The sequence below is a fragment of the Polaromonas jejuensis NBRC 106434 genome, from assembly GCF_001598235.1.
GTDB lineage: Bacteria > Pseudomonadota > Gammaproteobacteria > Burkholderiales > Burkholderiaceae_C > Polaromonas > Polaromonas jejuensis.
This window is the reverse complement of sequence record NZ_BCYO01000002.1, coordinates 63340-89316: the sequence shown is the minus strand read 5'-3', so window position 1 is coordinate 89316 and position 25977 is coordinate 63340. Positions and strand designations below refer to the sequence as shown.

20 protein-coding genes and 2 pseudogenes are annotated in these 25977 nt (G+C 65.1%); 8 read left to right on the top strand and 14 right to left on the bottom strand.

The features are described from left to right. Positions 1–3: 3 nt before the first annotated feature. Positions 4–234, bottom strand: coding sequence for a hypothetical protein (locus PJE01S_RS02845; protein WP_068831638.1), 231 nt, complete (start codon positions 232–234; stop codon positions 4–6). A gap of 174 nt (positions 235–408) precedes the next feature. After that, on the bottom strand, positions 409–3000 hold the full coding sequence (locus PJE01S_RS02840; RefSeq protein ID WP_068831637.1) for an FtsX-like permease family protein: 2592 nt from the start codon (positions 2998–3000) through the stop codon (positions 409–411). 93 nt (positions 3001–3093) lie between these two features. Between PJE01S_RS02840 and PJE01S_RS02835 the strand changes: the two genes are divergently transcribed. Next, complete coding sequence (locus PJE01S_RS02835; RefSeq protein WP_174548507.1) at positions 3094–4062, top strand: threo-3-hydroxy-L-aspartate ammonia-lyase; 969 nt, start codon at positions 3094–3096, stop codon at positions 4060–4062. 53 nt (positions 4063–4115) lie between these two features. On the opposite strand, the gene PJE01S_RS02830 is transcribed toward PJE01S_RS02835, so the two are convergent. From PJE01S_RS02830 to PJE01S_RS02810, 5 genes are read right to left on the bottom strand one after another with little or no spacing between them, the layout of a single operon-like run. Next, positions 4116–5513 carry an FAD-dependent oxidoreductase gene (locus tag PJE01S_RS02830; RefSeq protein WP_068831636.1) on the bottom strand — a complete coding sequence of 466 codons (1398 nt, stop codon included), beginning with the start codon at positions 5511–5513 and terminating at the stop codon, positions 4116–4118. 3 nt (positions 5514–5516) lie between these two features. Next, positions 5517–6635 carry an alanine dehydrogenase gene (ald, locus tag PJE01S_RS02825; protein WP_068831635.1) on the bottom strand — a complete coding sequence of 373 codons (1119 nt, stop codon included), beginning with the start codon at positions 6633–6635 and terminating at the stop codon, positions 5517–5519. Between the two features lie 51 nt (positions 6636–6686). Further along, a complete protein-coding gene (phnY, locus tag PJE01S_RS02820; RefSeq protein WP_068831634.1) occupies positions 6687–8141 on the bottom strand; it encodes a phosphonoacetaldehyde dehydrogenase in 1455 nt (484 codons plus the stop codon). Positions 8142–8158: 17 nt separating this feature from the next. Next, the gene (gene phnA, locus PJE01S_RS02815) at positions 8159–9385 is read right to left on the bottom strand and encodes a phosphonoacetate hydrolase (RefSeq protein ID WP_068831633.1); all 1227 of its coding nucleotides are present in this window, start codon (positions 9383–9385) and stop codon (positions 8159–8161) included. Positions 9386–9422: 37 nt separating this feature from the next. Further along, a complete protein-coding gene (locus PJE01S_RS02810; protein ID WP_068831632.1) occupies positions 9423–10124 on the bottom strand; it encodes a phosphonate utilization associated transcriptional regulator in 702 nt (233 codons plus the stop codon). 193 nt (positions 10125–10317) lie between these two features. Between PJE01S_RS02810 and PJE01S_RS02805 the strand changes: the two genes are divergently transcribed. Genes PJE01S_RS02805 through PJE01S_RS02795 form a run of 3 tightly spaced genes read left to right on the top strand, consistent with a single transcriptional unit; the run spans position 10318 to position 14365 of the window. Then, positions 10318–11460, top strand: coding sequence for a putative 2-aminoethylphosphonate ABC transporter ATP-binding protein (locus tag PJE01S_RS02805; protein WP_068831917.1), 1143 nt, complete (start codon positions 10318–10320; stop codon positions 11458–11460). Further along, a complete protein-coding gene (locus PJE01S_RS02800) occupies positions 11457–13187 on the top strand; it encodes a putative 2-aminoethylphosphonate ABC transporter permease subunit (protein WP_068831631.1) in 1731 nt (576 codons plus the stop codon). The genes PJE01S_RS02805 and PJE01S_RS02800 overlap by 4 nt, the downstream gene beginning before the upstream one ends. A gap of 41 nt (positions 13188–13228) precedes the next feature. Beyond that, the gene (locus tag PJE01S_RS02795; RefSeq protein ID WP_068831630.1) at positions 13229–14365 is read left to right on the top strand and encodes a 2-aminoethylphosphonate--pyruvate transaminase; all 1137 of its coding nucleotides are present in this window, start codon (positions 13229–13231) and stop codon (positions 14363–14365) included. On the opposite strand, the gene PJE01S_RS02790 is transcribed toward PJE01S_RS02795, so the two are convergent. The 6 genes and pseudogenes from PJE01S_RS02790 to mutL all read right to left on the bottom strand — a co-directional run bounded on the left by PJE01S_RS02790 (position 14362) and on the right by mutL (position 20860). Further along, positions 14362–15009: an ABC transporter ATP-binding protein gene (locus tag PJE01S_RS02790; RefSeq protein WP_068831629.1), complete on the bottom strand. Its 648-nt coding sequence runs from the start codon at positions 15007–15009 to the stop codon at positions 14362–14364. The genes PJE01S_RS02795 and PJE01S_RS02790 overlap by 4 nt on opposite strands. Continuing rightward, positions 15006–15950, bottom strand: coding sequence for a tRNA (adenosine(37)-N6)-dimethylallyltransferase MiaA (miaA, locus tag PJE01S_RS02785; RefSeq protein WP_068831628.1), 945 nt, complete (start codon positions 15948–15950; stop codon positions 15006–15008). The genes PJE01S_RS02790 and miaA overlap by 4 nt, the downstream gene beginning before the upstream one ends. After that, positions 15947–17224 (bottom strand): multidrug effflux MFS transporter, encoded by a 1278-nt coding sequence (locus PJE01S_RS02780; protein WP_068831627.1) that lies wholly within the window; start codon positions 17222–17224, stop codon positions 15947–15949. The genes miaA and PJE01S_RS02780 overlap by 4 nt, the downstream gene beginning before the upstream one ends. A 65-nt stretch (positions 17225–17289) precedes the next feature. Next, on the bottom strand, positions 17290–18165 hold the full coding sequence (locus PJE01S_RS02775; RefSeq protein ID WP_068831626.1) for an alpha/beta hydrolase: 876 nt from the start codon (positions 18163–18165) through the stop codon (positions 17290–17292). A gap of 135 nt (positions 18166–18300) precedes the next feature. After that, a pseudogene (locus PJE01S_RS02770) lies at positions 18301–18729 on the bottom strand (NADP-specific glutamate dehydrogenase); the annotation flags it as partial. A 196-nt stretch (positions 18730–18925) separates the two neighbouring features. Continuing rightward, positions 18926–20860: a DNA mismatch repair endonuclease MutL gene (gene mutL / locus PJE01S_RS02765; RefSeq protein WP_068831624.1), complete on the bottom strand. Its 1935-nt coding sequence runs from the start codon at positions 20858–20860 to the stop codon at positions 18926–18928. Positions 20861–20944: 84 nt separating this feature from the next. On the opposite strand from mutL, the gene PJE01S_RS02760 reads away from it, so the two are divergent. Next, positions 20945–21595 carry a VTT domain-containing protein gene (locus PJE01S_RS02760; RefSeq protein ID WP_068831623.1) on the top strand — a complete coding sequence of 217 codons (651 nt, stop codon included), beginning with the start codon at positions 20945–20947 and terminating at the stop codon, positions 21593–21595. Between the two features lie 17 nt (positions 21596–21612). Here PJE01S_RS02760 and PJE01S_RS02755 read toward each other — a convergent pair whose 3' ends face one another. Then, positions 21613–22293: a hypothetical protein gene (locus PJE01S_RS02755; protein ID WP_245660564.1), complete on the bottom strand. Its 681-nt coding sequence runs from the start codon at positions 22291–22293 to the stop codon at positions 21613–21615. 251 nt (positions 22294–22544) lie between these two features. Here PJE01S_RS02755 and PJE01S_RS02750 point away from each other — a divergent pair. The 3 genes and pseudogenes from PJE01S_RS02750 (at position 22545) to PJE01S_RS02740 (ending at position 25951) form a co-directional block, all read left to right on the top strand. Then, a pseudogene (locus tag PJE01S_RS02750) lies at positions 22545–23888 on the top strand (aromatic ring-hydroxylating dioxygenase subunit alpha). Then, complete coding sequence (locus PJE01S_RS02745) at positions 23885–24364, top strand: aromatic-ring-hydroxylating dioxygenase subunit beta (protein ID WP_068831622.1); 480 nt, start codon at positions 23885–23887, stop codon at positions 24362–24364. The pseudogene PJE01S_RS02750 and the gene PJE01S_RS02745 overlap by 4 nt, the downstream one beginning before the upstream one ends. A gap of 492 nt (positions 24365–24856) precedes the next feature. Beyond that, complete coding sequence (locus PJE01S_RS02740; protein ID WP_068831621.1) at positions 24857–25951, top strand: metallophosphoesterase family protein; 1095 nt, start codon at positions 24857–24859, stop codon at positions 25949–25951. Positions 25952–25977 lie beyond the last annotated feature (26 nt).

Genomic DNA, 25977 nt, shown 5'->3' with positions numbered 1-25977 from the left:
GCTTCACAAAGCCTGGCCCGTGGGCGTGGTCCTGAACACAATTTCCCCACTGGGAATGTGCACTACCCGCACTTCCTGGCGCGTGGGGTCGGTCACGCTTTTGACGGCGACGGCGACGGCCAGCGAAAGGTCGGCGTAGATGTGCTCCTGCCCGCCGGGCGGCAGCAGGCTGCCTTGCAGCGGGTCGCGGCTTTCGATACGGTAGTCATGAGGGTGTGCTTTGATGGCGGCCATGATGAAGACTCGGGTCGAGGTTGCGAATCGGTTTTTCAATGAAGGTGAACGTGATGGTAAGCGTGGCAAGCGGCATGAGTATGACATTTCCGCGTCAGAAGGGTGAGCATCGTAAGCAAAAGAAACCTGCATCGACCGTTGCCGGAACATGGTTATCGGTGTCCGGTGCGCGGACTACCAGTCTTCTTTCACGGCCAGCACGGCATCCTTGCCCGCGGCGGCACGGCCGGTGAGCCGGGCCGTCAGCGTGCCCGCCACCACCACCGCCGCGCACAGCAGCAGCAGGCGCAGCCAGGGCACTTGCAAGTCCATGGTCCAGTGAAAGCTTTGCGGGTTCACCACGTAGACCAGCACGGCGGACACGGCCAGGCCCAGCGCCAGCCCGGCCAGCGCGCCAATCACCGTCCAGGCTGCGCCTTCGCCGGCCACCACCGCGAGGATTTGCCGCCGTGTCAGGCCCAGGTGGGCCAGCAGGCCGAACTCCTTGCGGCGCGCCAGCACCTGGGCACTGAAGCTGGCCGCCACGCCAAACAGGCCAATCGCAATGGCCACGCCCTGCAGCCAGTAGGTCACGGCAAAGCTGCGGTCAAAAATCTTGAGCGAGGTGGCGCGCAGCTGGCTGACCGAGGCCATCTCCAGCAGCGCACCGGCGCCCGATTGCTGCTCGGCCAGGCGGCGTATCGCCTGCTGTACCCCGGTGTCGCTCGCACCGGAGCTCAGCCATAGTGCCAGTTCGTTGACGCGCGCGTCCCCGCTCAGGCGTTCGAAGTCGCGCTGCGCCATGGCGATGCTGCCGAACTGGCGGGCGTAGTCGCGCCAGATGCCGGCGACGTAAAACGAGGTGGCGGCTGAGCTTGCCGGAATTGCTATTGAATCAGGAGCTGCTGGCGCCCGTCCGTCCTGGGCTAGAGCCCTGAAAGCCTGTGAAAGTGGGGCAAAGACGCGGCCCGGCTTGGCGCCGTACAGGTCGACCATGGCCTCGCTCACATAAATGCCCACGTGGCCGGGCGGCACGGGCAGCGCCTTGCCGACCAGCGGCAGGGTGGTGGCCGGGTCGCCAATGCTGCGCGCTATCAGCGTGACGGCGGGCTGGGCCGCGTCCAGCATCAGGGGCGTGCTGCGCAAGGCGTTCACGCGCGCCACGCCGGGCAGCTGTTTCAGCTGCTGCACAAAGTCCGGAGAAAAATACGCGGCGTCGCTGGCCGGGCCGCCAAGGGCCGTGCGCACATACAGATCGGCCGGCAGCAGCACGTCCAGCCAGTGCGTGACCGAATCGCGAAAGCTCGCCACCATCACGGTCAGCGCCACGGCCAGGCTCAGCGAGGCGACCACGCCGCTGACGGCCACCGCAGCGCTTTCGCGCACCCGGCGCGCGCGTTCCACGGCCAGCAGCGGCAAGAGGCGGTGGGCCACCCAGGGGCTGAGCCGGTCGTACAGCCGTGCAATCAGCCAGGGCAGCGCGGTGATGCCGCCGACCAGCAGCAGCCCGACCGACAGATACGCTGCCAGTGGTATGCCAAATACCGGTGGCGCCAGCGCCAGCAGGGCGCCGGCAGCTATCAAAACGATACTGAACCAGCGGGATGTGCCGGCGCCGGGGGCCAGGCCCAGGCCCTTGAGCGTTTGCGCGGGCGGCAATTTTTGGGCCGCGCGCGCCGGCCACCAGCCGCCCACGCCGGCCGCCACGACGCCCAGCGCGCCATAGATGAGCGCCGCCCAGCCGTTCCATTGCAGCGCGGGCGCGACGCCGGCAAAGTAGCCGCCGCCCAGGTCGCCGCCCAGCACGCGCAGCGCCAGCGCCGCCAGCGCCGTGCCCAGCGCAAGGCCCAGCAAACTGCCCAGCAGACCCAGCAGCAGCGATTCGGCCAGCACCAGCTGCAGCCGCTCGCGCCCGGTCAGGCCCAGCACGCCGAGCAGCGCAAACTGCTGCGCCCGCTTGGCCACGCTGAGCGACAGCACCGAGAACACCAGAAACGCGCCGGTGAACAAGGCCACCAGCGCCAGCACCGTGAGGTTGACGCGGTAGGCGCGCGACAGGTTGCTCACGCGCTGGGCCGCATCGCCCGGGGCCGTGGCGGTGATGTGGGGCGGAAGCTGCAGCGCGCTGACAAAGGCTTGCGGGTCGCTGCCGGGCTTCAGCCGCACATCAATGCGCGAGAGCTGGCCGCCCTTGCCAAACAGCTCCTGCGCGGCCGCGATGTCCATCACCGCCAGCGGGCCGCCGCCGGCGCTCACGCTGCCAGCCACGGTGACGCTGCGCAGCTGCAAACCGCTTTGCAGCTGCAAATGCGGGGCGCTGAACACCTGGCGCGCTGCCGGGTTGAGAAAGACCGCATCCGGCGCAAAGATCGCCAGGCGGTCTGCGCCGTTGGCAGGCGCCGGCATCAGGGCCGGCGCGATCTGCGCCACCGCCAGCGCGTCTATGCCGATGATGCGCAAGGGCTGGCGCTCTGCCTGGCCGCCTTTGTCCGTGAGTGCATAGGTGGCCATTTCCAGCACCGGGCTGGCCATGGCGACCTGGCGGTCATTGGCCACGCGCTCGTACAGGCGCTCATCAAAGCCGCCCTGCACGGCCCGCAGCTCCAGGTCGGGCTGGCCGTTCACCGCGCGCACGGCCTGCGAAAACTCGCTGAGCGCCGAGGCATTGATCAGCTGCACCGAAAACGCCAGCGCCACGCCCAGCATCACCGCCAGCACGGCGGCGGCATTGCGCCAGGGGTGCAAGCGCAGTTCCTGCCAGGAGAAGGTTTGCAGCAGCCTGATCATGGAGTGAACGTGCGGCGGGCCGCCTGGCGGTTTCCTGTATAAATCGGGCTGACTTGCCTGCAATACACCCTGGCTTCGAACCGGACCTTGAACATGCTGACCTTGCCCACTTTTGATGATGTGATGGCTGCCGCCCGGCGGCTCGATGGCCATGCCCACCGCACGCCCGTGCTGCGCTCGCGCACGGCGGACGACAGGCTCAAGGCCAGTGTATTCTTTAAGTGCGAGAACTTTCAGCGCATGGGCGCCTTCAAGTTTCGCGGCGCCTTCAATGCGCTTTCCCGCTTCAGTGCCGAACAGCGCAAGGCCGGCGTCATCACCTTCTCATCGGGCAACCATGCGCAGGCCGTGGCCCTGTCGGCCCGCCTGCTGGGCATTCCCGCCGTGATCCTGATGCCGCTGGACGCGCCGCCCGCCAAGGTGGATGCCACCCGGGGCTATGGCGGCGAGGTGATTCTGTTTGACCGCTTCAAGCAGGACCGCGAGGCCCTGACGCGCGAAATTGCCCAGGCGCGCGGCATGACGCTGATTCCGCCCTATGACCATCCCGACGTGATCGCCGGCCAGGGCACCGCCGCCAGGGAGCTGTTTGACGAGGTGGGCGAGCTGGATTATTTGTTCGTGTGCCTGGGCGGCGGCGGCCTGCTCAGCGGCTCGGCCCTGTCGGCGCGTGCGCTGTCGCCGGCCTGCAAGGTCTACGGGGTGGAGCCCGAGGCCGGCAACGATGGCCAGCAGTCATTTCGCAGCGGCGCCATCGTCACCATTCCCACCCCCAGGACCATTGCCGACGGCGCGCAAACCCAGCATCTGGGCGAGTACACCTTCGGGGTGATACGGCGCGATGTCGATGACATCCTGACCGTCAGCGATGCGCAGCTGGTGCAGGCCATGCGCTTTTTTGCCGAACGCATGAAGATGGTGGTGGAGCCCACCGGCTGCCTCGGTTTTGCGGCCGCCTGCGAGGCCGGTTTGCCGATCGCCGGCCGGCGCGTGGGGGTGATCATCAGCGGCGGCAATGTGGACCTGCGCCGCTTTGGCGAGCTGATGGCCGAAGTTGCTTAATTGCTGTCAAAGCAACATGCCGGCTTCAGCTGAGACAGCGCTGGCACGCCGGATCATGCTTTGTCCGCCTTGCCCGCGGCTGCTGCGAAACGCGACAGCATCACGTCGGGCAGGAATGGGCGGCGACCGCGGTCTTCGGCGGCTTCCTTGCGCCGCACCGCGTTGCGCACCATCAACGAGCCGACAAAGCGGATAGGCTCGGGCGGGAAGCGTCCGAGCGGGCCGCGGAACAGCGGGCTGCGCGTCCATTCGTTGTCCAGTCCCAGCGCCAGCGAAGACAGCAGTTCGCCGCCCATGCGGCTGGGGCCGACGCCATTGCCCGAGTAGCCGAAGCCGTAAAACACGTCGGGGCGGCCGCGCAGGCAGCCGAAGAAGGGCAGGCCGGTGACCGAGCGGTCCGACGCGCCGTTCCAGCTGGCGGCAATCGGCGTGCCGGCCAGTTCCGGGATGAAGCCCCGCAGGCGCCCGGTCAGCTCCTCGCGGTAGGGCGAGGGCTGGTTGAACACCGGCAGCATGCGGCCGCCATAGGCAAAGGTGTTGCCGCCTTTGCCGAACATCAGCCGGCCATCGACGGTGCTGCGGTAGTAGTGCACGAAGATGCGCGAATCGAGCACCGAGATGCCGGCGTCCAGCGCGGAGGCGGCCAGCGGCTGGGCGGCCGGTTCGGTGATGACCATGTCGCTGGAGACGATGGCGATGCTGCGCTCGAACTCGCGGAAGCTGCTGGCCATCCAGGCGTTGATCGCAATCACCACGCGCTCGGCCGTCACCTTGCCGTGCGGCGTGCGAACCACGGGGGGCGAGCCGTCTTCGAGGCTTAGCATTGGTGTGCCTTCATGCAGCCGAACGCCGAGCGCCAAAGCTACCCGGCGCAGGCCGCGCACCAGCTTGCCCGGCTGCACCGTGGCCGCCAGCGGCGAGTACCAGCCTTCGAGGTGGGCGCGCGAGCCGGCGCGGCGCTGCAGTTTGTCTTGGGGGACCCGTTGCCAGGAGTGGATGCCGCGGGCTTCCAGTGCGGCGACCACGGCATCGGAGGCGCCGACCTGCGCCTGCGAGGTCGCGGTGAACAGTGTGCCGTGGCGCCGCCATTCGCAATCGATCTCGTGCTCTACACAGAAGGCCTCGATGTCGAGCAGGGCCTGCTCGGAGGCGCGCACCAGGCGCACCGCCTCGGCCTCGCCGAACAGGCGCTGCAGGGTGAAGAATTTGGTGGACCAGGTCAGCGCGCAGCCGCCGTTGCGGCCGCTGGCGCCGCCGCCGCAGACATCGGCCTCGAGCACGATCACGTCGAGCTCGGGCCTGGCTTTTTTCGCGAGGATGGCGGTCCACAGTCCGGTGAAGCCGCCGCCAATGATGCACAGCTGGGCGCGCGTACCCTGCACCAGCGCCGGGGCCGGGCCGCCGGCTTCGGCGGCAAGCGCCTGCGACAGCCAGTAAGGACGTTGCTCCATGGTTCAGGTTGCCAGCAAGGTCAGGGGGGCGTGGTAGGGGTGGTGGAGGTCGTTGGCCACCTCGCGGCAGGTGACCTTGCCATCGGCCACGTTGAGGCCGTTGCGCAGGTGGGCGTCGTCTCGCAGCGCCTGCTGCCAGCCCTTGTTCGCCAGCGCCAGCACATAGGGCAGGGTGGCGTTGTTGAGCGCATAGGTCGAGGTGCGCGGCACGCCGCCCGGCATGTTGGCCACGCAGTAATGCACGACGCCATCGACCACATAGGTCGGCTCCGCATGCGTGGTGGCGTGCGAGGTTTCAAAGCAGCCGCCCTGGTCGATCGCCACGTCGACCACCACCGAGCCCGGCTTCATGCGGGGCAGCATGGCACGCGTGACCAGCTTGGGCGCCGCGGCACCCGGGATCAGCACGCCGCCTATCACCACGTCGGCCGACAGCACCTGTTCCTCGATGTTGTCGCGGTTCGAGAACAGGGTGATCACGCGCGCGCCCAGCAGCCGGTCCATGCGGCGCAGCGCATCCAGGCTGCGGTCGATGACCACCACCTGGGCCCCCGTGCCGACCGCCATCTGTGCCGCATTGGAGCCGACCACGCCGGCGCCCAAAATCACGATCTTGGCCGGAGCCACGCCGGGCACGCCGCCCAGCAGAATGCCGCGTCCGCCATGGACGCGCTCCAGGCTGTGCGCCGCGGCCTGGATGGACATGCGGCCCGCCACTTCCGACATCGGCGCCAGCAGCGGCAAACCGCCGCCGGCCTGCGTCACGGTCTCGTAGGCAATGCATACGGCGCCGCTGTCCATCAGCTCCTTGCACTGCTGCGGATCGGGCGCCAGATGCAGATAGGTGAACAACAGCTGGCCGGGCCTGAGTTGCGCGCGCTCCGGGGCTTGCGGCTCCTTGACCTTGACGATCATGTCGGCACGCGCGAACACCTCGTCGGCGCCCTGCACGATGCCGGCACCCGCCAGCTCGTACTCGGCATCGCTGGCGCCTATGCCGGTGCCGGCGTTGCGCTCCACGATGATGCGATGGCCGGCGGCCGTCAGCTCGCGCACCGATGATGGCGTGAGGCCGACGCGGTATTCATGGTTCTTGATTTCCTTGGGGATTCCGATCAGCATGGTGCTTGTCTCCTTGGGTGAATGGGAGGGGATTAACGGTGGCAAGTCCCGTTACCAGGGCAGGGAATAGGTCTTGCTGTTGCAAAAGCTCTTCATCGCCTCGAGCACACCTTCCTTGTAGCCCAGGCCCGAGTCCTTGATGCCGCCAAACGGCGTCATCTCGAGGCGGTAGCCCGGCACCTCGCGCACATTGACGCTGCCCACATGCAGCTCCTGCACGACGCGGGTGATGATGTCGAGCCGGTTGGTGCACAGCGACGATGACAGGCCGTAGGCCGTGCCGTTGACGATCTGGATCGCCTCGTCAAGGGTCTTGAAGCGTATCACCGGCGACACCGGGCCGAAGGTCTCTTCGCGCACCACCGTCATCTCGGGCCGCACATGGTCGAGCACCGTGGGCGAGTACAGCGCGCCGCACCGCACGTTGCCGACCAGCAGCTTGGCGCCCTGGGCGATGGCCTCGTTGACGACCTTCTCGAAATGGATGGCGGCCGGCTCATCAATCACCGTGCCCATGTCCATGGCCGGGTCGAACGGGTCGCCATATTTCAGCGCGCGGGTTTTCTGCACCAGCAGTTCGACGAAGCGGTCGGCCACGCTCTCCTGCACCAGCATGCGCTTGATGGCGGTGCAGCGCTGGCCCGAGTTCTTGTAGGAGCCGCTCACGGCCAGGGTCGCCGCCTCTTCAAGGTCGGCGTCTTCCATCACGATGATCGGGTCGTTGCCGCCGAGCTCGAGGATCTGCCGTTTGTAGACCGCCTTGGCCGCAATGTACTTGCCGATGGTGACGCCGCCGGTGAAGGTGACCAGGTCGACATCGGGGCTGGTCAGCAGTTCGTCGGCAATTTCCGCAGGGTCGCCGGTCACCACCGACAGCATCTCTGGCGGCAGGCCGGCTTCATACAGGATGTCGGCGATCAGGTAGGCGGCCAGCGGTGTCTTCTCGCTGGGCTTTAGCACGACGCGGTTGTTGGTGGCCACGGCCGGGGCGATCTTGTGGATGACCTGATTCAGCGGGTGGTTGAACGGCGTGATCGCCGTGATCGCGCCGAGCAGCGGCTCTTTCAGCGTGTAGACCTTGCGGCTCTTGCCATGGGCTGTGAGGTCGCAGGAGAACACCTGGCCGTCGTCGACCAGGGCCTGGTTGGCGGCGAACAGCATCACGTCGGAGGCGCGGCCCACCTCGTACTGCGTGTCCTTCAGGCACAGACCGGATTCGAGCGTGATCAGGCGCGCGATTTCATCGCGCCGCGCGGCGACGATTTCACCCGCCTTCATCAGGATGCGGTAGCGGTCGTGGCGTGTCAGTTTGGAGCGGTAGTCACGGGCGATGCGCAGGGCGCGCTTGACATCTTCGAGCATCGCCTTGGGCACGGTGGCGACGAGCTCACCGCTGTAAGGGTGTCTGACCTCGATGACGCGATCGCGCGCCACCTTTTCGCCGGCGATGCGCAGCGACTCGTGAATGACGGAATGGGACTTGGCTGGGGCGAATACGGCGGACATGGATTCTCCTTGGGCTGTTAGCGGGCCAGGTTGAGGCCGAGATCAAAGGCGTCGAAATTGCGCCAGCGCCGGTCCGGGAAAACGGTCTTCACCTGACGGTTGACCATCAGCGGCACTTTTTGTTCCGACACGCCGCCATGCGAGCGCAGCGGCACCTCGAGTCCCGACAGGTCGTGGCGATCGGCATTGGTGCCGATGACCGTGTCCTGGCGCGAGACCACCACGATGTCGCCAATCCGGTCAAACGGCAGCTCGAAATGGTCGCAGGCCTCCAGGCGCGACAGCACCATTTCAATGCCCGGCAGTGCGGCAATGCGCTCGCGCAGCGCGCCAGCATCGACATCCTCGGGCACGTAGACCAGCGCGAAGGAACCGAGCGCGCCATGGTGCACGACATACGGGTCGGTGATCGGCAGGATGACGCGGGTGCGGTTCTGGCCCAGCCAGCCGTCCAGCGTGTCCTGCAGGTAAATCACATTGGGCTGGCCGTCTTCGCTGTGCTTGGCGTTCATGCCGTGGTCGGCGGTCAGCACGATGATCGCGCCCAGCTGGTCGAGCTGGGCCAGGTTGCGGTCCATCATGGCGTAGAAGTCGTTGGCCATGGCCGTGCCGGGTGCCGCCTTGTGCTGGATGTAGTCGGTGGTGGACAGGTACATCAGGTCGGGCCGCTCGCGCTCCATGAGCTTGACGCCGGCCACGAAGACGAATTCGGACAGCTCGGCGCTGTAGACCGAAGGCACGGGCATGCCGACCATCTCCACGACGTTGGTGATGCCATTTTCTGCCAGCGTGACCTGGTCGGCCTTCTCGGAGGAAAAGCAGATGCCCTTCATCTGGTGGCCCAGCAGCTTGCGCAGCTTGTCCTTGGCCGTGACCACCGCCACCTTGGCGCCCGCGTCGGAAAACGCCGCGAAGATGGTGCCGGCGCGCAGCAAGCGTGGATCGTTCATCATGACTTCCTCGCCGCGCTCACGGTCGAAGAAGTAGTTGCCACAGATGCCATGCACCGAAGGTGGCGCGCCGGTCACGATGGACAGGTTGTTCGGGTTGGTGAAGCTGGGAATCACGCAGTCCGCCAGGTAGCTGGTGCCGCTGCCGGCCAGCAGCTTGCCGAGAAAGGGGGCTACGCCGGCGGCCACGGCGGCGCTGATGTACTCGTACTGGCAGCCATCCACGCAGACCACCACAACCGGGCGGTTCATCCATTGGTAGCGCCTGTCATTAACGATGATGTCGGATTTCATGGTGTTCCTCAGGGTGGATAGAGTTGATGGAGATGGGTTATTTGCTGGCCGCAGCCATGAAGGCCTTGTCGGCCGCCTTGTGCATGCGCGCCCGGCTGTCGGCGGCATGGGCGCGCAGCACGCGCCCGGCCTTGTCGGCATCCCGCGAGGCAATGGCCTTGATGACCGCCTTGTGCTCGGCGTTGGATACGGCAAAACCGCCGCCGTCTTCCAGGGCGCGCAGGCGGAACAGCAACAGTTCCTTGGTCAGGCGGCGGTAGGTATCGCTCAGGCGCGAGTTGCCGACAAAGTCGACCAGCGCATCGTGGAATTCGAGGTTCAGGCCGTGATAGCGCTTGATGTCCTTGCCGGCCATGGCGTCGTCCATCTCGTCCAGCAGCGCGTTCAGCGCCTTCAATTGCGGCGCGGTGATCTGCAGCGCGAGGCGGCGGCCGATCATTTCATCCAGCGCTTCGCGCAGGTCGTAGATTTCGTCGGCCTCGGTCAGCGAGATTTCGCGCACGAACACGCCGCGGTTTTTTTCCGAGCGCACCAGGCCGCACTCTTCCAGTGCGCGCAAGGCTTCCCGCACCGGGCCGCGGCTGGTGCCGAAGCGGGTGGCCAGGTCGCTCTCGTTGACGCGGGCGCCCACGGGCAGCTCGCTGCGCAGGATCATTTGCTCGATCTCGGCCTGCACCAGCGAGGGCAGCGAGTTGGCTTGCAGCATCTGCAAGGGGGTCAGGGTGGGTGAATCGCTCATGAAGGTGCTCCGGATCTTTTCTTGATGATTGAATTAAATCATTTGAATTGAAGATTGTCAACAGTTGACATATTTAAGTTTGCAATTTACTATTTATTCACGGCATCGCGAAAAGGACTGAAGAGACAACCGGGACGAACGCGCTGCGCGCCGCATACATGCGTACAACTTCACGATGGGACACCCTATGGACATGAGACTACCGGCGGAAATAGCGAGCTTCGCGTCACCGCAGCATCACACGGACACCGCACTGGCCATCACGGGCGTGCACAAGCGTTTCGACAAGGTCACGGTGCTCAAGCACATTGACCTGCAGGTCAGGCAGGGCGAAATGCTGTGCCTGCTGGGGCCCTCGGGCTGCGGCAAGACCACGCTGCTGCGCATCATCGCGGGCCTGGAAGCGCAGACCAGCGGCCGTATTGTGCAGAACGAGCGCGACATCTCCTGGCTGCCGCCGGTCAAGCGCGACTACGGCATCGTGTTCCAGTCCTATGCGCTGTTCCCCAACCTCACCATCGCTGAAAACGTGGCCTACGGGCTGGTGAACCGGAAAAAGCCCAGGGCCGAGATCGCCGCCCGCGTGGCCGAGCTGCTCAAGCTGGTGGGCCTGCCGACCTCGGGCGAGAAGTACCCGGCCCAGCTTTCGGGTGGGCAGCAGCAGCGTGTCGCCCTGGCGCGCGCACTGGCCACCTCCCCGCGCCTGCTGCTGCTCGACGAGCCGCTGTCGGCGCTGGACGCGCTGGAGCGCATCCGCCTGCGCGGCGAGATCCGCAGGCTGCAGCAAAAACTGGGGGTGACCACCATCATGGTGACGCACGACCAGGAGGAGGCGCTGTCCATGGCCGACCGCATCGTGGTGATGAACCATGGCGTGATCGAGCAGGTCGGCACACCGAACGACATTTACGAGCGCCCGGCCACGCCTTTCGTGGCCGATTTTGTGGGCAAGGTCAATGTGCTGCCGGCCGTTGCGCTCGGCCAGGGACGTTTTCGCGCCGGCCGCCTGGAGCTGCATTGCAGCGGCGAGCGCGGCGACTACGCCCCCGGGCAGGCGGTCAGGCTCTACCTGCGCCCGGAAGACCGGGCCGTGGGCCACGAGCGCGAAGGCCAGCCGAACCGCGTCAGCGGCGAGGTGCGCAAGGTCGAATTCCTGGGCAGCTCCTGTCTCGCGGAAATGCAGATTGACGAGCTGGACGGCCAGGCCCTGCAACTGTGCTTTTCGCTGAACCAGCTGCACGACCTGGGCATACAGGCCGGCGCGCGTATCGACCTGGCCCTGCGCAGCGAGCGCATCCGGGTGTTTCCGGCTGCGGTCGAAGGGGTCAGGGCATGAGCGCCCGCGCCGATACGCTGGCCGGCCCGGTGGCCGCCTTGCGCAAGCAAAGCCTGTCGGGCGAGGACCTGATTGCGCGCGGCGTGCTGCTTGCCGTGATGCTGTTCCTGGTGTTGTTCCTGCTGGCGCCCATGGCCTCTATCTTCGTGCGGGCGGTGCAGGACAACGACGGCAATTTCGTCGGCTTCACCCACTTCGCCGACTACCTGGGCAACCCGGCGCTGCTGAACGCGGCCTGGAACTCGGTCTGGGTGGCCAGCTCGGTGGTGCTGATCTCGGTGCCGCTGGCTTTTACCTTCGCCTATGCGCTGACCCGCAGCTGTGCGCCGTTCAAGGGCACCTTCCGCCTGATCGCGCTGATCCCGCTGCTGGCGCCCTCGCTGCTGTCGGCCATCGCCTTCATACAGTGGTTCGGCAACCAGGGCGTGCTCAAGCCGCTGCTGGAGGCACTGGGCTTGAGCACGATCTACGGTGCGCCCGGCATCATCCTGTCCGAGGTCTACAACACCTTCCCGCATGCGCTGATGATTCTGCTGACCGCGCTGTCGCTGGCCGACGGCCGCCTGTACGAGGCGGCCGATTCCTTCGGCACCTCGACCGTGCGCAAGTTCTTCACCATCACCCTGCCGTCCTGCAAATACGGCCTGATCAGCGCCTCCACCGTGGTCTTCACCTACGTGATCAGCGATTTCGGCGCGCCCAAGGTGATAGGCGGCAACTTCAATGTGCTGTCGCTGGATGTGTTCAAGCAGGTGGTCGGGCAGCAGCACTTCGGCCGCGGCGCCGTGGTCGGCCTGTTGCTGCTGCTGCCTTCGATCGCTTCCTTCCTGATCGACAGCCGCGTACGCCGCAAACTGCGGGCCCAGCTGTCGGCGCGCTCCGTGCCCTATACCGCCAAACCGCAGCGGGGCTTTGATGCACTGATGACGGGCTACTGCGCGCTGGTGTGCACCCTGCTGCTGGCGGTGGTGGGCATGGCCATCTGGACCTCGTTCATCAAGCTCTGGCCCTACGACCTCTCCCTGAGCCTGCACCATTACGAGTTCGCGCTGCTCGACGGCGACCTGGCCTCGGCCTACACCAACAGTTTGAAGATGGCGCTGTGCGTGGCCTTCTTCGGCTCGCTCACGGTGTTCATAGGCGCCTACCTGACCGAAAAGACGCGCGGGCTGGAAGTAATACGCCCGCTGATGCACCTGCTGGCCATGCTGTCCATGGCCGTGCCCGGCCTGGTGCTGGGCCTGGGCTACATCATGTTCTTCAACCATCCGAACAACCCGCTGAACTTCCTGTACTCCACCATGACCATTCTGGTGCTGTCGGTGATCGTGCACTACTACACCTCCAGCCATTTGACGGCGGTGACGGCGCTCAAGCAGATCGACAACGAATTCGAGGCGGTGTCGGCCTCGCTCAAGGTGCCGTTCTACAAGACCTTTTTCCGCGTCACGCTGCCGGTGTGCCTGCCGGCGGTGCTGGAGATCGCACGCTACTACTTCGTGGTCTCCATGGCCACGCTGTCGGGTGTGGTGTTTCTGTATTCGCCCGACACCATCCTGGCAGCGGTGGCCATCATGAATCTGGATGAGGCCGGCGACATCGGCCCCGCCGCCGCGCTGGCCAGCCTGACCGTGCTGACCTCGGTGGTGGTGTGCCTGCTGTATGCGCTCGCCACCCGCGTGCTGCTGAGAAAAACCCAGGCCTGGCGAAATGTCGCCCGGCACTGAATCCTGATCACCATCCCCGAAACCATCCAAGGAGACACTCCGTGACCACCGACACCATTCTTCTGACCCCCGGCCCCCTGACCACCTCGGCACGCACCAAGCAAAGCATGCTGCGCGACTGGGGCTCCTGGGACAGCGAGTTCAACCAGATCACCGCGCGCCTGCGCCAGGGCCTGCTGCGCATCGTGCACGGCGAGGGCACCCATGAGTGCGTGCCCCTGCAGGGCAGCGGCACCTTCTCGGTCGAGGCGGCCATCGGTACCCTGGTGCCCCCAGGCGAAAAAGGGGGCCATGTGCTGGTGCCCAACAACGGCGCCTACTGCCAGCGCATCGCCAAGATCTGCAAGGTGCTGGGCCGCCAGCTCAGCACCTTCGACTATGCCGAGGACGCGCAAATCCGCCCCGAGGACATTGACCGGCTGCTGACCAATGACCCTTCGATCACGCATGTGGCGCTGGTGCACTGCGAGACCAGCACCGGCATCCTGAACCCGCTGCACGAGATCGCGCTGGTGGTGCAGCGCCACGGCAAGGGCCTGATCATCGACGCCATGAGCTCGTTTGGCGCGCTCGAGATCGACGCGCGCAAGACACCGTTCGATGCCGTCATCGCCGCCTCGGGCAAATGCCTGGAAGGCGTGCCGGGCATGGGCTTTGTGCTGGCGCGCCGGGCCGCGCTGGAGCGCTGCGAGGGCAACTGCCATTCGCTGGCCATGGACCTGTACGACCAGTGGGTCTACATGAACAAGACCACGCAGTGGCGCTTCACGCCACCCACCCATGTGGTGGCCGCACTCGACGCCGCGCTGACGCAGTATTTCGAGGAGGGCGGCCTGGCCGCGCGCGGCGGCGCCTATGCAAGGAACTGCCGCGAGCTGATAACGGGCCTGGCCGGCCTGGGCCTGCGCAGCTTTTTGCCCACGGCGATCCAGGCCCCCATCATCGTGACCTTTCATGCGCCTGCCAGCCCGCGCTACGAGTTCAAGGCCTTCTACAACGCGGTCAAGCAGCGCGGTTACATCCTCTACCCCGGCAAGCTGACCACCGTGGAAACTTTCCGTGTCGGCTGCATGGGCCAGCTGGGCGCGCGCGGCATGGCTGGCGCCGTCGAAGCGGTTCGCGATGCGCTGCAGGACATGGGCATCGCGGTGCGCGAGCCCGAAAGCAGCGAGGCCTAGGCTGAAATACCGGTGCTCGTCAGGTGCAGCACGCGGTCGGCGCGTGCTGCCGCCGTTTCGGAATGCGTCACCAGCACCAGCGAGGCCTGCTGCCCGCGGGTCTGGCTGATCAGCACATCCATCACCTTGGCGGCGGTGCGGGGGTCGAGGTTGCCGGTGGGCTCGTCGGCCAGCAGCAGACCGGGGCGGTGCACCAGGGCGCGGGCGATCGCCACGCGTTGCAACTGGCCGCCGCTCAGTTGCTGCGGCAGGCGCTGGCCCAGGCCCTGCAGGCCCACCGCGTCCAGCATCTGCTGCACGCGGGCATCGTCGGGCTGGCCCAGCAGCAGAAGGGGAAGCCCTACGTTCTGCGCCACATCCAGATGCGGCAGCACATGAAAAGCCTGAAACACAAAGCCCACCTGCCGGCGGCGCAGCAGCGCGCGCTGGTCCTCCGATAAGGTGCCCAGGTCCTGGCCGTCCAGCGTGACCGTGCCTTCGTCCCAAATGTCCAGCCCGGCCATGCAGTTGAGCAGCGTGGATTTGCCCACGCCCGATTCCCCGACGATGGCGACAAACTCGCCGGCGGCGACGTCCAGCGACACCTGGCTGAACACCACGCTGTCGCCATAGCGCTTGCCTAGCTGGCTGATCTGCAGGCTCACGCTGTCGCCTTCACGAGGGTCAGCACCCGCTGCAGCGCGGTCGGGTCGTCGCAGGCCACCACATGCCGCTGCGGCATGGAGCGCAGCCAGGTGATCTGGCGCTTGGCCAGCTGGCGCGTGGCAAAAATGCCCCGGTCGCGCAATTCGTTCATCGAATATTCACCGTCCAACGCTTCCCAGGCCTGGCGGTAACCGACGCAGCGCATGGACGGTAAATCCGCTGTCAGGTCACCGCGCGCGCGCAGGGCCTTGACTTCTTCGATAAAGCCGGCCGCCAGCATGGCGTCAAAGCGCTCGGCGATCCGGCCGTGGAGCCAGCTGCGCTCCAGCGGTTCCAGGGAAATAAGGGTTGCAGCCCTTGCGTTATGGGCGTTGGTAGCTATGCTTTTAATAGCGTTTCGCTGGTGGAAGAATGACAGGGGCTGCCCCGACACCCGGAACACTTCCAGCGCCCGCGAGATGCGCTGCGAGTCATTCGGCGCCAGCCGGGCGGCCGTGAGCGGGTCCAGCTGGGCCAGCTCGGCATGCAGCGCGGGCCAGCCTTTGGCGGCGGCTTCGTCGGCCAGCACGGCGCGCACCGCGGGGTCGGCCTTGGGCATGTCGTCGAGGCCGTCAAACAGCGCCTTGAAATACAGCATGGTGCCGCCCACCAGCAGCGGCAGCTTGCCGCGCGCGCTGATGTCTTCAATCAGCCGCTGCGCATCCGCCACAAACTCGGCGGCGCTGTAGGCATCCAGCGGGTCGCGGATGTCAATCAGGTGGTGCGGCACGGCGGCCAGCTCCCCGGCCGTCGGTTTGGCCGTGCCGATGTCCATGCCGCGATAGACCAAGGCGGAATCGACGCTGATGATTTCAACTGCCTGCTGCTGCGCAATCGCCAGCGCGGCGGCGGTTTTGCCCGAAGCCGTGGGGCCGGCCAGCGCGATGTAGGGACTCGTCATGCTTTAAGGGGCGGCGCTGCGTCAGGATTGGCTGGCGTGCCGCGGGCCGGCTCACCGTATTTCTGGACCACGGTCCAGGCCGCCGCAGCAATCAGCACACTCCAGAACCACACGCCGTGGGTCAGCGGCCGCACCGTGCCATCCATGTGGCTGCCCAGCCAGCCGCCCATGGCAAAGGCCACGATCATCATCAGGAATCCGTTCATTGCCGAGGCCGCGCCGGCCGATTGGGGAAAAGGCCCGACGGCGCCGCTCTGGCCGCAGGGTTGGTGCACGCCGTGGCCCAGCATGAAGAGGTAGTAGGGCAGCACGATGGCCCAGACGGTTTGCACGCCGGCCCAGGCCAGCACGCCCATCAGGGTGCCACCGGCCAGACTCAGGCCGCCGGCCAGCGCTACCGATCTGCGCACCCCGAAGCGCGGCAGCAGACGCCGGCAGATGAAGGTGCCGATGACATAGCAAAGGCTCATGGAGAACATCACCAGGCCGTAGTGCGTCTTGCTCAGCCCCAGCACCTTGATGAAGACAAACGAAGAGGTGGCGAGAAAGGTAAACAGCCCGCCGTAGGAGGCCGCCGTCAGCGCGGAGAAGGCCAGAAACGTGGGGCTGCTGAAAATATGCACCCAGGTGCCCAGCAGCGTGGCCGGGCGTAAGGCGTCGAGGTTTTTCTGCTGCAGGCTTTCCTCAAAGCGCAGGCTGACCAGGGCCAGTGTGCAGGCGCCAAAGACGGCCAGCGCCATCAAGGCCACACGCCAGCCGAACAGTTCCGACAGCAGGCCGCCCAGCGGCGCGCAGACACAGGCCAGAATGCCCAGGCCGGTCAGGCCCTTGGACATGATGCGGGCGCCTTCCATGGGTTGGTAAAGGTCTCGCACAATGGCGCGCGCGCACATCACCACCGCGCCCATGGCCGCGCCCTGCACCACGCGCCAGGCAATCAGCAGCACCATGGAAGGCGCCAGTGTGCTGCCGATGGAAGCCAGGGTGTAAGCCGCGAGTCCCCACAGCAGGATGGGGCGCCGGCCAAAGCGGTCGGACAGCGGGCCCCAGATCAGCTGCGAGCTGCCAAAGGCGAGCAGCAGCGCACTCAGCGTGAGCTGCGCCTGCGACATGGGCGCGCCAAAGCCTTCAGTCAGCGCCGGCAGGGCCGGCAGGTACAGATCGGTGGTGATGGGCTGGATGCCCAGAAGCATTGACAAAATCAGCACGATCAGGCCGGGCTGCATGGCGGTCACGGGCGGTGCGCCGGGCGCGGAGGTGAGAGAAACGGACATGCGGTCTAGGCTACCAGAAAGCGCCGGGCCCCAGCCCGCAAGCAGGGCGATTCAGACCGTGAATTTCAGCGGCTGGCCGTGCCAAACAGCAGGGCCAGGGCCTCGCGGTACTGCGCCTGGCCCAGGGTGTTGGTGTTGTGGTGGGAGCCGCCTTCCACCAGCACAAAGGCCTTGGGTTCGCGGGCGGCCTCGAAGAGCTTGCGGCCCAGCGCGGGCGAAATCAGGCTGTCGTCGGAGCCGTGCACCACCAGCAGTGGCGAGCCCAGGTGGCCGACTTTTTCCACCGACTCGAAATGCTGGGTGATCAGCGGACGCAGCGGCAGCCAGCCCCATTTCATGCTGCTGGCCACATCGGCAATGGAGGTGAATGTGCCTTCGACAATGGTGCCGGCCTCGTCGTCGACCTTTGACGCCAGGTCGATGGCGATGGCGCCGCCCAGCGAATGGCCGAAGATGTAGCGCGGCTGGCCCGGGTGCCGCGCGCCCAGCCAGTCCCAGGCGGCCCGCGCGTCCTCGTAAGCCATGTCCTCCGAGGGCAAGTCCAGCGAGCTTTTGCCAAAACCGCGGTAGTCAATGGCCAGCACCGAAAACCCCAGCGCCTGCATGCGGCGGATGCGGGGTGCCGAGCCCTCCACATTCCAGCGTGCACCATGCAGGTAGAGCATTACCGGGGCCTGGGCGCTGTTTTGGCCCTTGTTCCAGGCGGGTTGCGCGGCATCGGCGGGCAACCACAGGCCGTGCAGCCTGACGGGGCGGCCCGTCGTTTTTGCGTCAAAGGCTATCCAGACATCCTGCATGTCCCTGGCCATGTCGGCGCTGGCGCCCCAGCTGCTGTCGCTGGGCTGGAAAATCCAGGCGCGCTGCCTTGCGTCCAGGGCCGCGCACCCCGCCAGAGCGGCGAAGGCCAGAACGAGGCAGCAGTGGCGGGGCCAGTGTTTCATGAACCGGGAGTGAGTCGCCATGACCCAGAAAGTTCTCCATCACGCAAGCGCCGTGCCATAAACGGCCGACATCGAAGCCGGCTTTTATGGACAGCGGTGCCGGCCCAAAGGACCGGCGCCACCCTCAATTCAGGCTCAGACCACGCCTTGTGCGAGCATGGCGCCATCCACATGGCTGATGCGGCCGTCGGCGCGGCGGCCGTGCTGCACGCAGGCTTCGTGGATGCTGCGCATGATCTGCAGCAGGCGGGCATCCACCTCTTTGCGCGGCCGGGACAGGTGCGCCGCGTTCTGGCTCATTTCCAGTCCGGACGTGGCCACGCCGCCCGCATTGCTGGCCTTGCCGGGCGCGTACAGCACGCCGCTGTTCTCGAAGAGGCGGACCGCTTCCAGCGTGGACGGCATGTTGGCGCCTTCGGCCACGCAGAGCACGCCGTTTTTGACCAGGATGGCGGCGTCTTCACCGTTGAGCTCGTTCTGGGTGGCGCAGGGCAGGGCCACGTCCACCGGCACATGCCAGGGCCACAGGCTTTCCATCACTTCGGTGACGGCCTGGATGTATTCGGGCTGGCCTGGATTGCGGTTCGGCTACATGGCTGAGAAAGCCGCCCACTGTCTGTGCTTCGTTAATAAGTTTCCAGTTTGGTGCATAAACCTATGCGGAAAACGTACTTTCCCGGAAAAGCGGCATTTTTTCGCAAGCTTGTCGAGGTTGCATCAAATGGGTGGATTGAATGCGCCAAAAATGCTTGCTGCGCGCTCAGCGCCCGCGCAGGAAGAGGCTGTCCAGCTCCTTGATGCTGAGTTGGCGCCAGGTGGGCCGGCCGTGGTTGCACTGGTCGGAACGCTCGGTGGCCTCCATCTGGCGCAGCAGGGCATTCATTTCATCGAGCGTGAGCCTGCGGTTGGCGCGCACCGCGCCGTGGCAGGCCATGGTGCCCAGCAATTCGTTCTGGGCGCGCTGAATCACCGTGCTGGCCTCGTGCTGCGCCAGCTCGGCGAGCACGCTGCGGGCCAGTTCCACCGCATCGCCCTGCGCCAGGCTGGTGGGCACGGCGCGCACGGCCAGGGTTCTGGGCGAAAAGGGGGTGATTTCCAGGCCCAGCGTGGCGAGGGCGTCGGCGCTGGCTTCGGCGGTCGCCACTTCCTGCGGGCTGGCAGCGAAGGTGGCCGGAATCAGCAGCGGCTGGCTGGCGATGCTGGCGCTGTCCAGTTGGGTTTTCAGCCGCTCATAGACGATGCGCTCGTGGGCCGCGTGCATGTCCACGATGACCAGGCCTTGCGTGTTTTCGGCCAGCACATAAATGCCCTGCAGCTGGGCGATGGCGCGTCCCAGCGGCCAGTCGCCGGCGGGCAGGCTGCTCGCCGCCGGGGGCGCGGCGCCCTGGCTTTCCGCGGGCGCAGGGCTGAAGCGGCCATAGAAGCCGCCGCCGGCTGCCGTGCTGCCTGTGGGGCCGTCGGTGCCGGCGGGAACCACCGGCCACAGGGCTTCAAAGTCGGCAGCGCGTCCGCCCTGATTTGCTGCGAAATTGATAGCTGGTTGCGCCCAGCCCTGCTGGGCGTAAGGCCTGTTTGACTCAGAATATTCGCTGCTCGCGGGGGCCAGGCCGGCGATGGGCGCCTGGGCATCGGTGGCCGGCAACGCCGCCGTGCCGGCGCGTGGCGTGGCCAGGGCATTTTCGACGGCATGGCGCACCGCCTGGTGCACCTCGCGGCTGTCGCGAAAGCGCACCTCGATCTTGGTCGGATGCACGTTCACATCCACGCGGGACGGGTCCATCTCTATGTACAGGGCGTATACCGGCTGGCGGTGGCCGTGCAGCACGTCTTCGTAGGCGCTGCGGGCTGCGTGGGTGAGCACCTTGTCGCGCACATAGCGGCCATTGACATAGGCAAACTGCTGGTCGGCGCGCGAACGCGCCGCGTCCGGAATGCCGGCACGGCCCCAGACCCGCACGGCGGGCTGGCCGTCCGGCCGGCGGGCGGCGCTTTCGTAGTGGACGGCAACCGACTGCTCGACGAATTCGTTGCCCAGCACATCGGCCAGGCGCTGCTCGTGGGCCGACGCACCCTGGCCGGCACGCCATTGCTCGACCAGCCGGCCTTCATGCCAGATGGCAAAGCCGACATCGGGCCGCACCAGCGCATGGCGGCGCACGGCTTCAATGCAGTGCGCCAGTTCGGTGGCGTCGGTCTTCAAGAATTTGCGGCGGGCCGGTGTGGCGTAAAACAGCTCGCGCACTTCCACGCTAGTGCCCTGGCTGCGCGCCGCCGGTTTCAGCTCGCCGGTGCGGCCGTCCAGCTGCCAGGCATGGGCGTCATCGGCGGTCCGCGACAGCAGGCTCATGTCGGCGATCGAGTTGATGGCGGCCAGCGCCTCGCCACGAAAACCCATGGTGCCCACGGCTTCGAGGTCCTGCAGCGAGGCAATCTTGCTGGTGGCATGGCGCCTGAGTGCCACGGGCAGTTCTTCGCGCGGAATGCCCTGGCCGTCGTCTTCCACCAGAATCAGCCGCACGCCGCCGGCCAGCAGCCGCACCGTCACCTGGCTGGCGCCGGCGTCGAGGGCGTTGTCCACCAGCTCGCGCACCACCGCGGCGGGCCGCTCGACCACCTCGCCGGCCGCGATCTGGCTGATCAGTTCATCGGGCAGTTCGCGAATCGGGCGGCGCAGGGCTTGGGGCTGGGAGGTCATTGCCAACGATTTTAGGCGCAGCCCCGCGGCTTGGCCGGCTGACCGGCTGAAGGGCGGCCATTGCAGACCTGTCAAAATCGCGGCATGGAACTAGCTACCTTTCTCATCGATTTCATCCTCCACGTCGACAAGCACCTGGAGGCTTTTGTAACCAGCTACGGGGTCTGGGTCTACGCGCTGCTGTTTTTGATCATTTTTGTGGAAACCGGCGTGGTCGTCATGCCGTTTCTGCCGGGCGATTCCCTGCTGTTTGTGGTGGGCGCCATGTGCGGCGTGGGCCTGATGAGCTACCCGCTGGCGCTGGGCCTGCTGTTTGCCGCAGCGGTGCTGGGCAACCAGTCCAACTACACCCTCGGCCATTATTTCGGCCCCAAGGTGTTTCAATGGGAAGACTCGAAGCTCTTCAACAAGAAGGCGTTCAACCAGGCCCACGAGTTTTACGAGCGCTACGGCGGCATCACCATCGTGGCGGCGCGCTTCATGCCCTTTCTGCGCACCTTTGCGCCCTTTGTGGCGGGGGTGTCGCAGATGACGCGCAGCAAGTTCACGCTGTACGACATCACGGGCGGCGCGCTGTGGGTGGGCGGCATTGTCACGGCGGGTTATTTTTTCGGCAACGTGCCCTTCGTCAAGGCGCACCTGGACAAGATCATCTGGGCCCTGATCCTGGTTCCGGGCTTGTTTGTTCTGCTGGGTGCGTGGAAAGCCAGGCGCAAGGCGGCCGCTTCGGTGTGAAGCATGTGGCGGTGGACTTACCGCTGCAACGGTTGATCCGGGACAGGTGTTATCAAAGTGTCCGAGACCGCGAGGCGGAGTGCCTGGTAGCTTTGGCGCAATAACGATGCGATATCCGCCCAATCTGCCTCGGTTACACCGCCCGCATCTGCGCGTGTATCGCGCATGACCATCGCTTCCGCACGCAGCTGGCCGTGCTTCAACGTCGAATTGGCAGGAACTTGATAAACTGCCGCGGCGGCTTCAGCACAGGCCCGTCCCAGCGCACCGGGAGGATAGCGGGCACGCTCCCGGTGCACAATCCACCATTCCAATTCGAGATTGGCAGCGCGCTGTGCGTCGAAATCTATATTGCCCGTGTTGCGGATGAGTCCAAAGTAGGCTTGTAGCGCGGGCAACGCTTTCTCGTAATCGCTGCGCTGCTTGCCATCTTTGAATGTGAAGGCGGCCGAAGCTCCGTGGTAGGCGCCAAGATACGACCTGAGCAAAGGGAATTGATATTGAGTGCGCAGCATTTCCGCCAACTCAGCGAATAGTGCCACGCGTTGGCGCCCGTAATATGACTGCCACATGGTCGTTTCCAGCTTGCCCAACGCCACAGGATCAAACTGACGCAGGTCACGGTGCAAGGGCCAAAAAAAATCGACACTCGCGTAAACCAAACAAATGGCCAGAATTGCCAGAGTCACGCGTCGCATGTTGGTTCAGGCCCTTACCGTCTAGAGTGCAGCGACAGCCCCTGCAGAGAGTCAGGTACGCAGGTGGCCTGGCCAAGTCTTGGCAGTACGCCTGGGTAGTTAAGCGATTAGAACAAACTCCAGCCGCTCGGTAACATTGATTATGCCAAGTTCCGGACTATGCCAAATCAACTTGGGCTATTCCAAATGGATTTCACCGTCGAACGAATGAGTACCTATTTATCGTCGCCCGAAAACCTGTGCGAGAAACCATGAACGTGCCGTCTCTTTCCACCGCTGAATTGTCCCGCTGGAGCCAGCCCGGCTCCAGCCGCGTGCCCTTCTGGGCCTACACCGACGCGCTGCTTTACCAGCGCGAACTGGACCGGATTTTTTACGGCGCGCACTGGTGCTATGTCGGCCTGGAGGTCGAAATTCCCAACATCGGCGACTAAAAGCTCAGCCACGTGGGCGAGCGCCAAGTGCTGATGGTGCGCGATCGCGTGGCGCCCAAAGACCGCGCCACCGACCACGGCATCCGTGTGGTGGAAAACCGCTGCGCGCACCGCGGCGTGCGCTTTTGCCAGAATCTGCAGGGCAATGCCCGCAGCTTTGTCTGCCCCTACCACCAGTGGACCTACAAGCTCAACGGCGACCTGGCCGGCCTGCCGTTCAGGGACGGTGTGAAGGAGGGCGACTGTGTCAATGGCGGCATGCCGGAAGGTTTTGAGCTCAAGGACCACGGCCTGACCAAGCTCCGCGTGGCGGTGCTGCATGGCCTGGTGTTTGCCACCTTCAGCGAAGACACCGAAGCGCTGCAAGACTACCTGGGTCCGCAGGCCATGCCGTGGCTGGACCGGATCTTCAAAGGGCAAAACACGGCGGAACAGGGCGCCCGCAAGCTGACGCTGCTGGGCTACAACCGCCAGCGGATTCCAGGCAACTGGAAGCTGATGATGGAAAACATCAAGGACCCTTACCACCCGGGCTTGCTGCACACCTGGTTTGTGACCTTCGGCCTGTGGCGTGCCGACCAGAAGAGCCGCATGGTCATGGACGACAAGGGCCGCCACGCGGTGATGATTTCGCGCCGCAACGAAGGCGGGCAGGCGGCCGTGACCGAAGGCGTGACCTCTTTCAAGGCCAACATGACGCTGCACGATGACCGCTTGCTGGATGTGGTGCCGGAGGCCTGGTGGAAGGTGCCCGATCCTTCGAAGCCGGGCAGCGACATCATGCCCACCGTGACCATGATCACCCTGTTTCCCAGCCTGATCATCCAGCAGCAGGTCAACTCCCTGAGCACGCGCCATATCGTGCCGCGGGGGCCGGGCGAATTCGACTTTGTCTGGACCCATTTTGGTTTTTCCGACGACACGCCGGACATGACGCGGCGCCGGCTGCGCCAGGCCAACCTGTTCGGCCCGGCCGGCTTTGTCAGCGCCGACGACGGCGAGGTGATCGAGCTCAGTCAGGGTGGCTTTCGGCAGGCCGGTGAGGGCGGCTCAACCCTGTGTGAGCTGGGCGGCACCGGCACGGAAATGACCGAACACATGGTGACCGAAACCCTGATCCGCAGCATGTATGCCTACTGGCGAAAGGTGATGGCGGTATGAGCCTCGAAACCCTCTTGTTGCACCATGAGGTTGACCAGCTCAATGCTGCATACGTTGCGGCGCTGGATGAAAAGCGCTTTGAGGACTGGCCCGAATTCTTTGTGGCAGATGGCCTCTACACGGTGCAGGCGCGTGAAAATTTTGACCGTGGCTTGCCGCTGGCGTTGATGGCACTGGAAAGCAAGGGCATGATGAAAGACCGTGTTTACGGCATCACCCAGACCATTTACCACGCCCCCTACTACATGCGGCATGTGGTGAGCCCGGCGCGGGTCACGGATCACCAAGGCAGTGTCATCCGCGCCCAGGTGAATTACGCCGTGTTCCGAACCCGGCCCGGCGGCGTCAGCGAGGTGTACAACGTGGGCCGCTACATCGACGAACTGGTGCGGGTTGACGGGCGCCTGAAGTTTCAGGCGCGCCTGTGCGTGTACGACAGCGAGATGGTGCTGAATTCGCTCATTTATCCGGTTTGACGCTGTGGCCCGGATGTGAGCTGCGCCGCTGCGTCCGCCTGTCAATACAAATCCAAATCTGGCCCCCGAGCCCGGGCTTGAGCGGGTCTTTGGGCATTCCTTCTTCCATGCGGCGGTGCTTCGAGAGGCCGTGCGTCCAATGCGTTCAGAACCGGTATTTTGCCCGCCGGCCACACTGTGCCAACGATGAAATCAAATGGTGCAAATACCGCCTGAACTGAGCGCGGAAAAGCCGCGATCTCATACGGCATGTTTCTAAAAGTTACAAAAGTTTTGCTTGGACACACGTTATGGCGGTTGCCGGTGCCATCGCTTTGAGAGGCCCGCAGAGTGCCGCAAATGTTGAGTTTTCGCCGGAAAGTCCGGACCTTCCAAGCCCTGTCTCAGCGTTGCCGATCTACATGAAAAGTAACTAATTTTGGGGGGTGTTTACCCATTGTCTGGCACCACACTGTCCCTTACAACTGGAAGACAGAGAAAGCGAGGGTGGCGATGAAAACTGCAGACAAGCAAGACCCGGATGCGCCGGCGGATTGCCCGGTTTACTCGACCGGTGTCACCGGCGAAGGCTATGTGTACGACGGCTGTCGCAATGTGCTGTCCCCGGGCTGGAGCCGCAGGGGGTTCATAGAGACGCTGGGGTTGACGGGGGCCACCCTGGCGGCCGCGCCACTGGCTTCCATGCTGCTCCCTGGCTCGGCTCTTGCCGGTAGCGCTGTAGAGGATTTCAGGTTCGCGATCCTCGCCGACAGCCACACCATGGGAAAGAAGAACAACCCGATGAAAGTCCGGCTGGAGGCGGCCATCAGGCAGATCAACGCGATGAACCCTGCGCCCGACTTCGTGATGTACCTGGGTGACGCCATCACCGACGGGACGATCGACGAGTTCAAGTATTTCGAAGACATCATCGCCGGACTCAAACCCAAAACTTACTATTTGGCCGGTGAGCACGACTGGTACCTGGACATGGGCGAGTACTACATGCAGCACATGATCCAGCGCGCCAGGCCTTACTACTCGTTTGACCACAAGGGCGCGCACATCATGGCGCTGCACGGGTCCAATTTGAACGATTTCTGGAGCAGCCGCAAGCTGAGTCCGCAAGAGCGGATGAAAGTGGCTGGCGATATCAACGACCCGGCCCAGGGAACCTTCGCGCTGGGCAGGGCGCAACTGGACTGGATGGAAAAGGACCTGGCAACGGTGCCCAGGAATGCCCCCATCCTGATCTTCAGCCACGTGCCGCTGTATCAGTACTACAAGCCCTGGAATTTCTGGACGCAGGACGCGGACCAGGCCCACGCCATCCTCAAGCCTTTCAGCAACGTCCAGGTGTTTCACGCCCATGTGCACCAGCTGGTAGAGCACCAGATTGCCAACATGAAGTTCTGCGGGATCTTGTCCACCTCGTGGCCCCATCCGTATCCCGAGAGCTATCACACGCTGGGGCTGAGCGGCCAGATGCCGCGCCCCAACCCGGCCCGGCTGTTCGACGGCCTGGGCTGGCATATTGCCCGAGTCGAAGGCAGTGGCAAGGTGAGCCACGAAGATATTTTGTGGACCCTCAAGCCGCCGGAGAGTTAAGGACATGTCACGCATCAAGGTCAGAT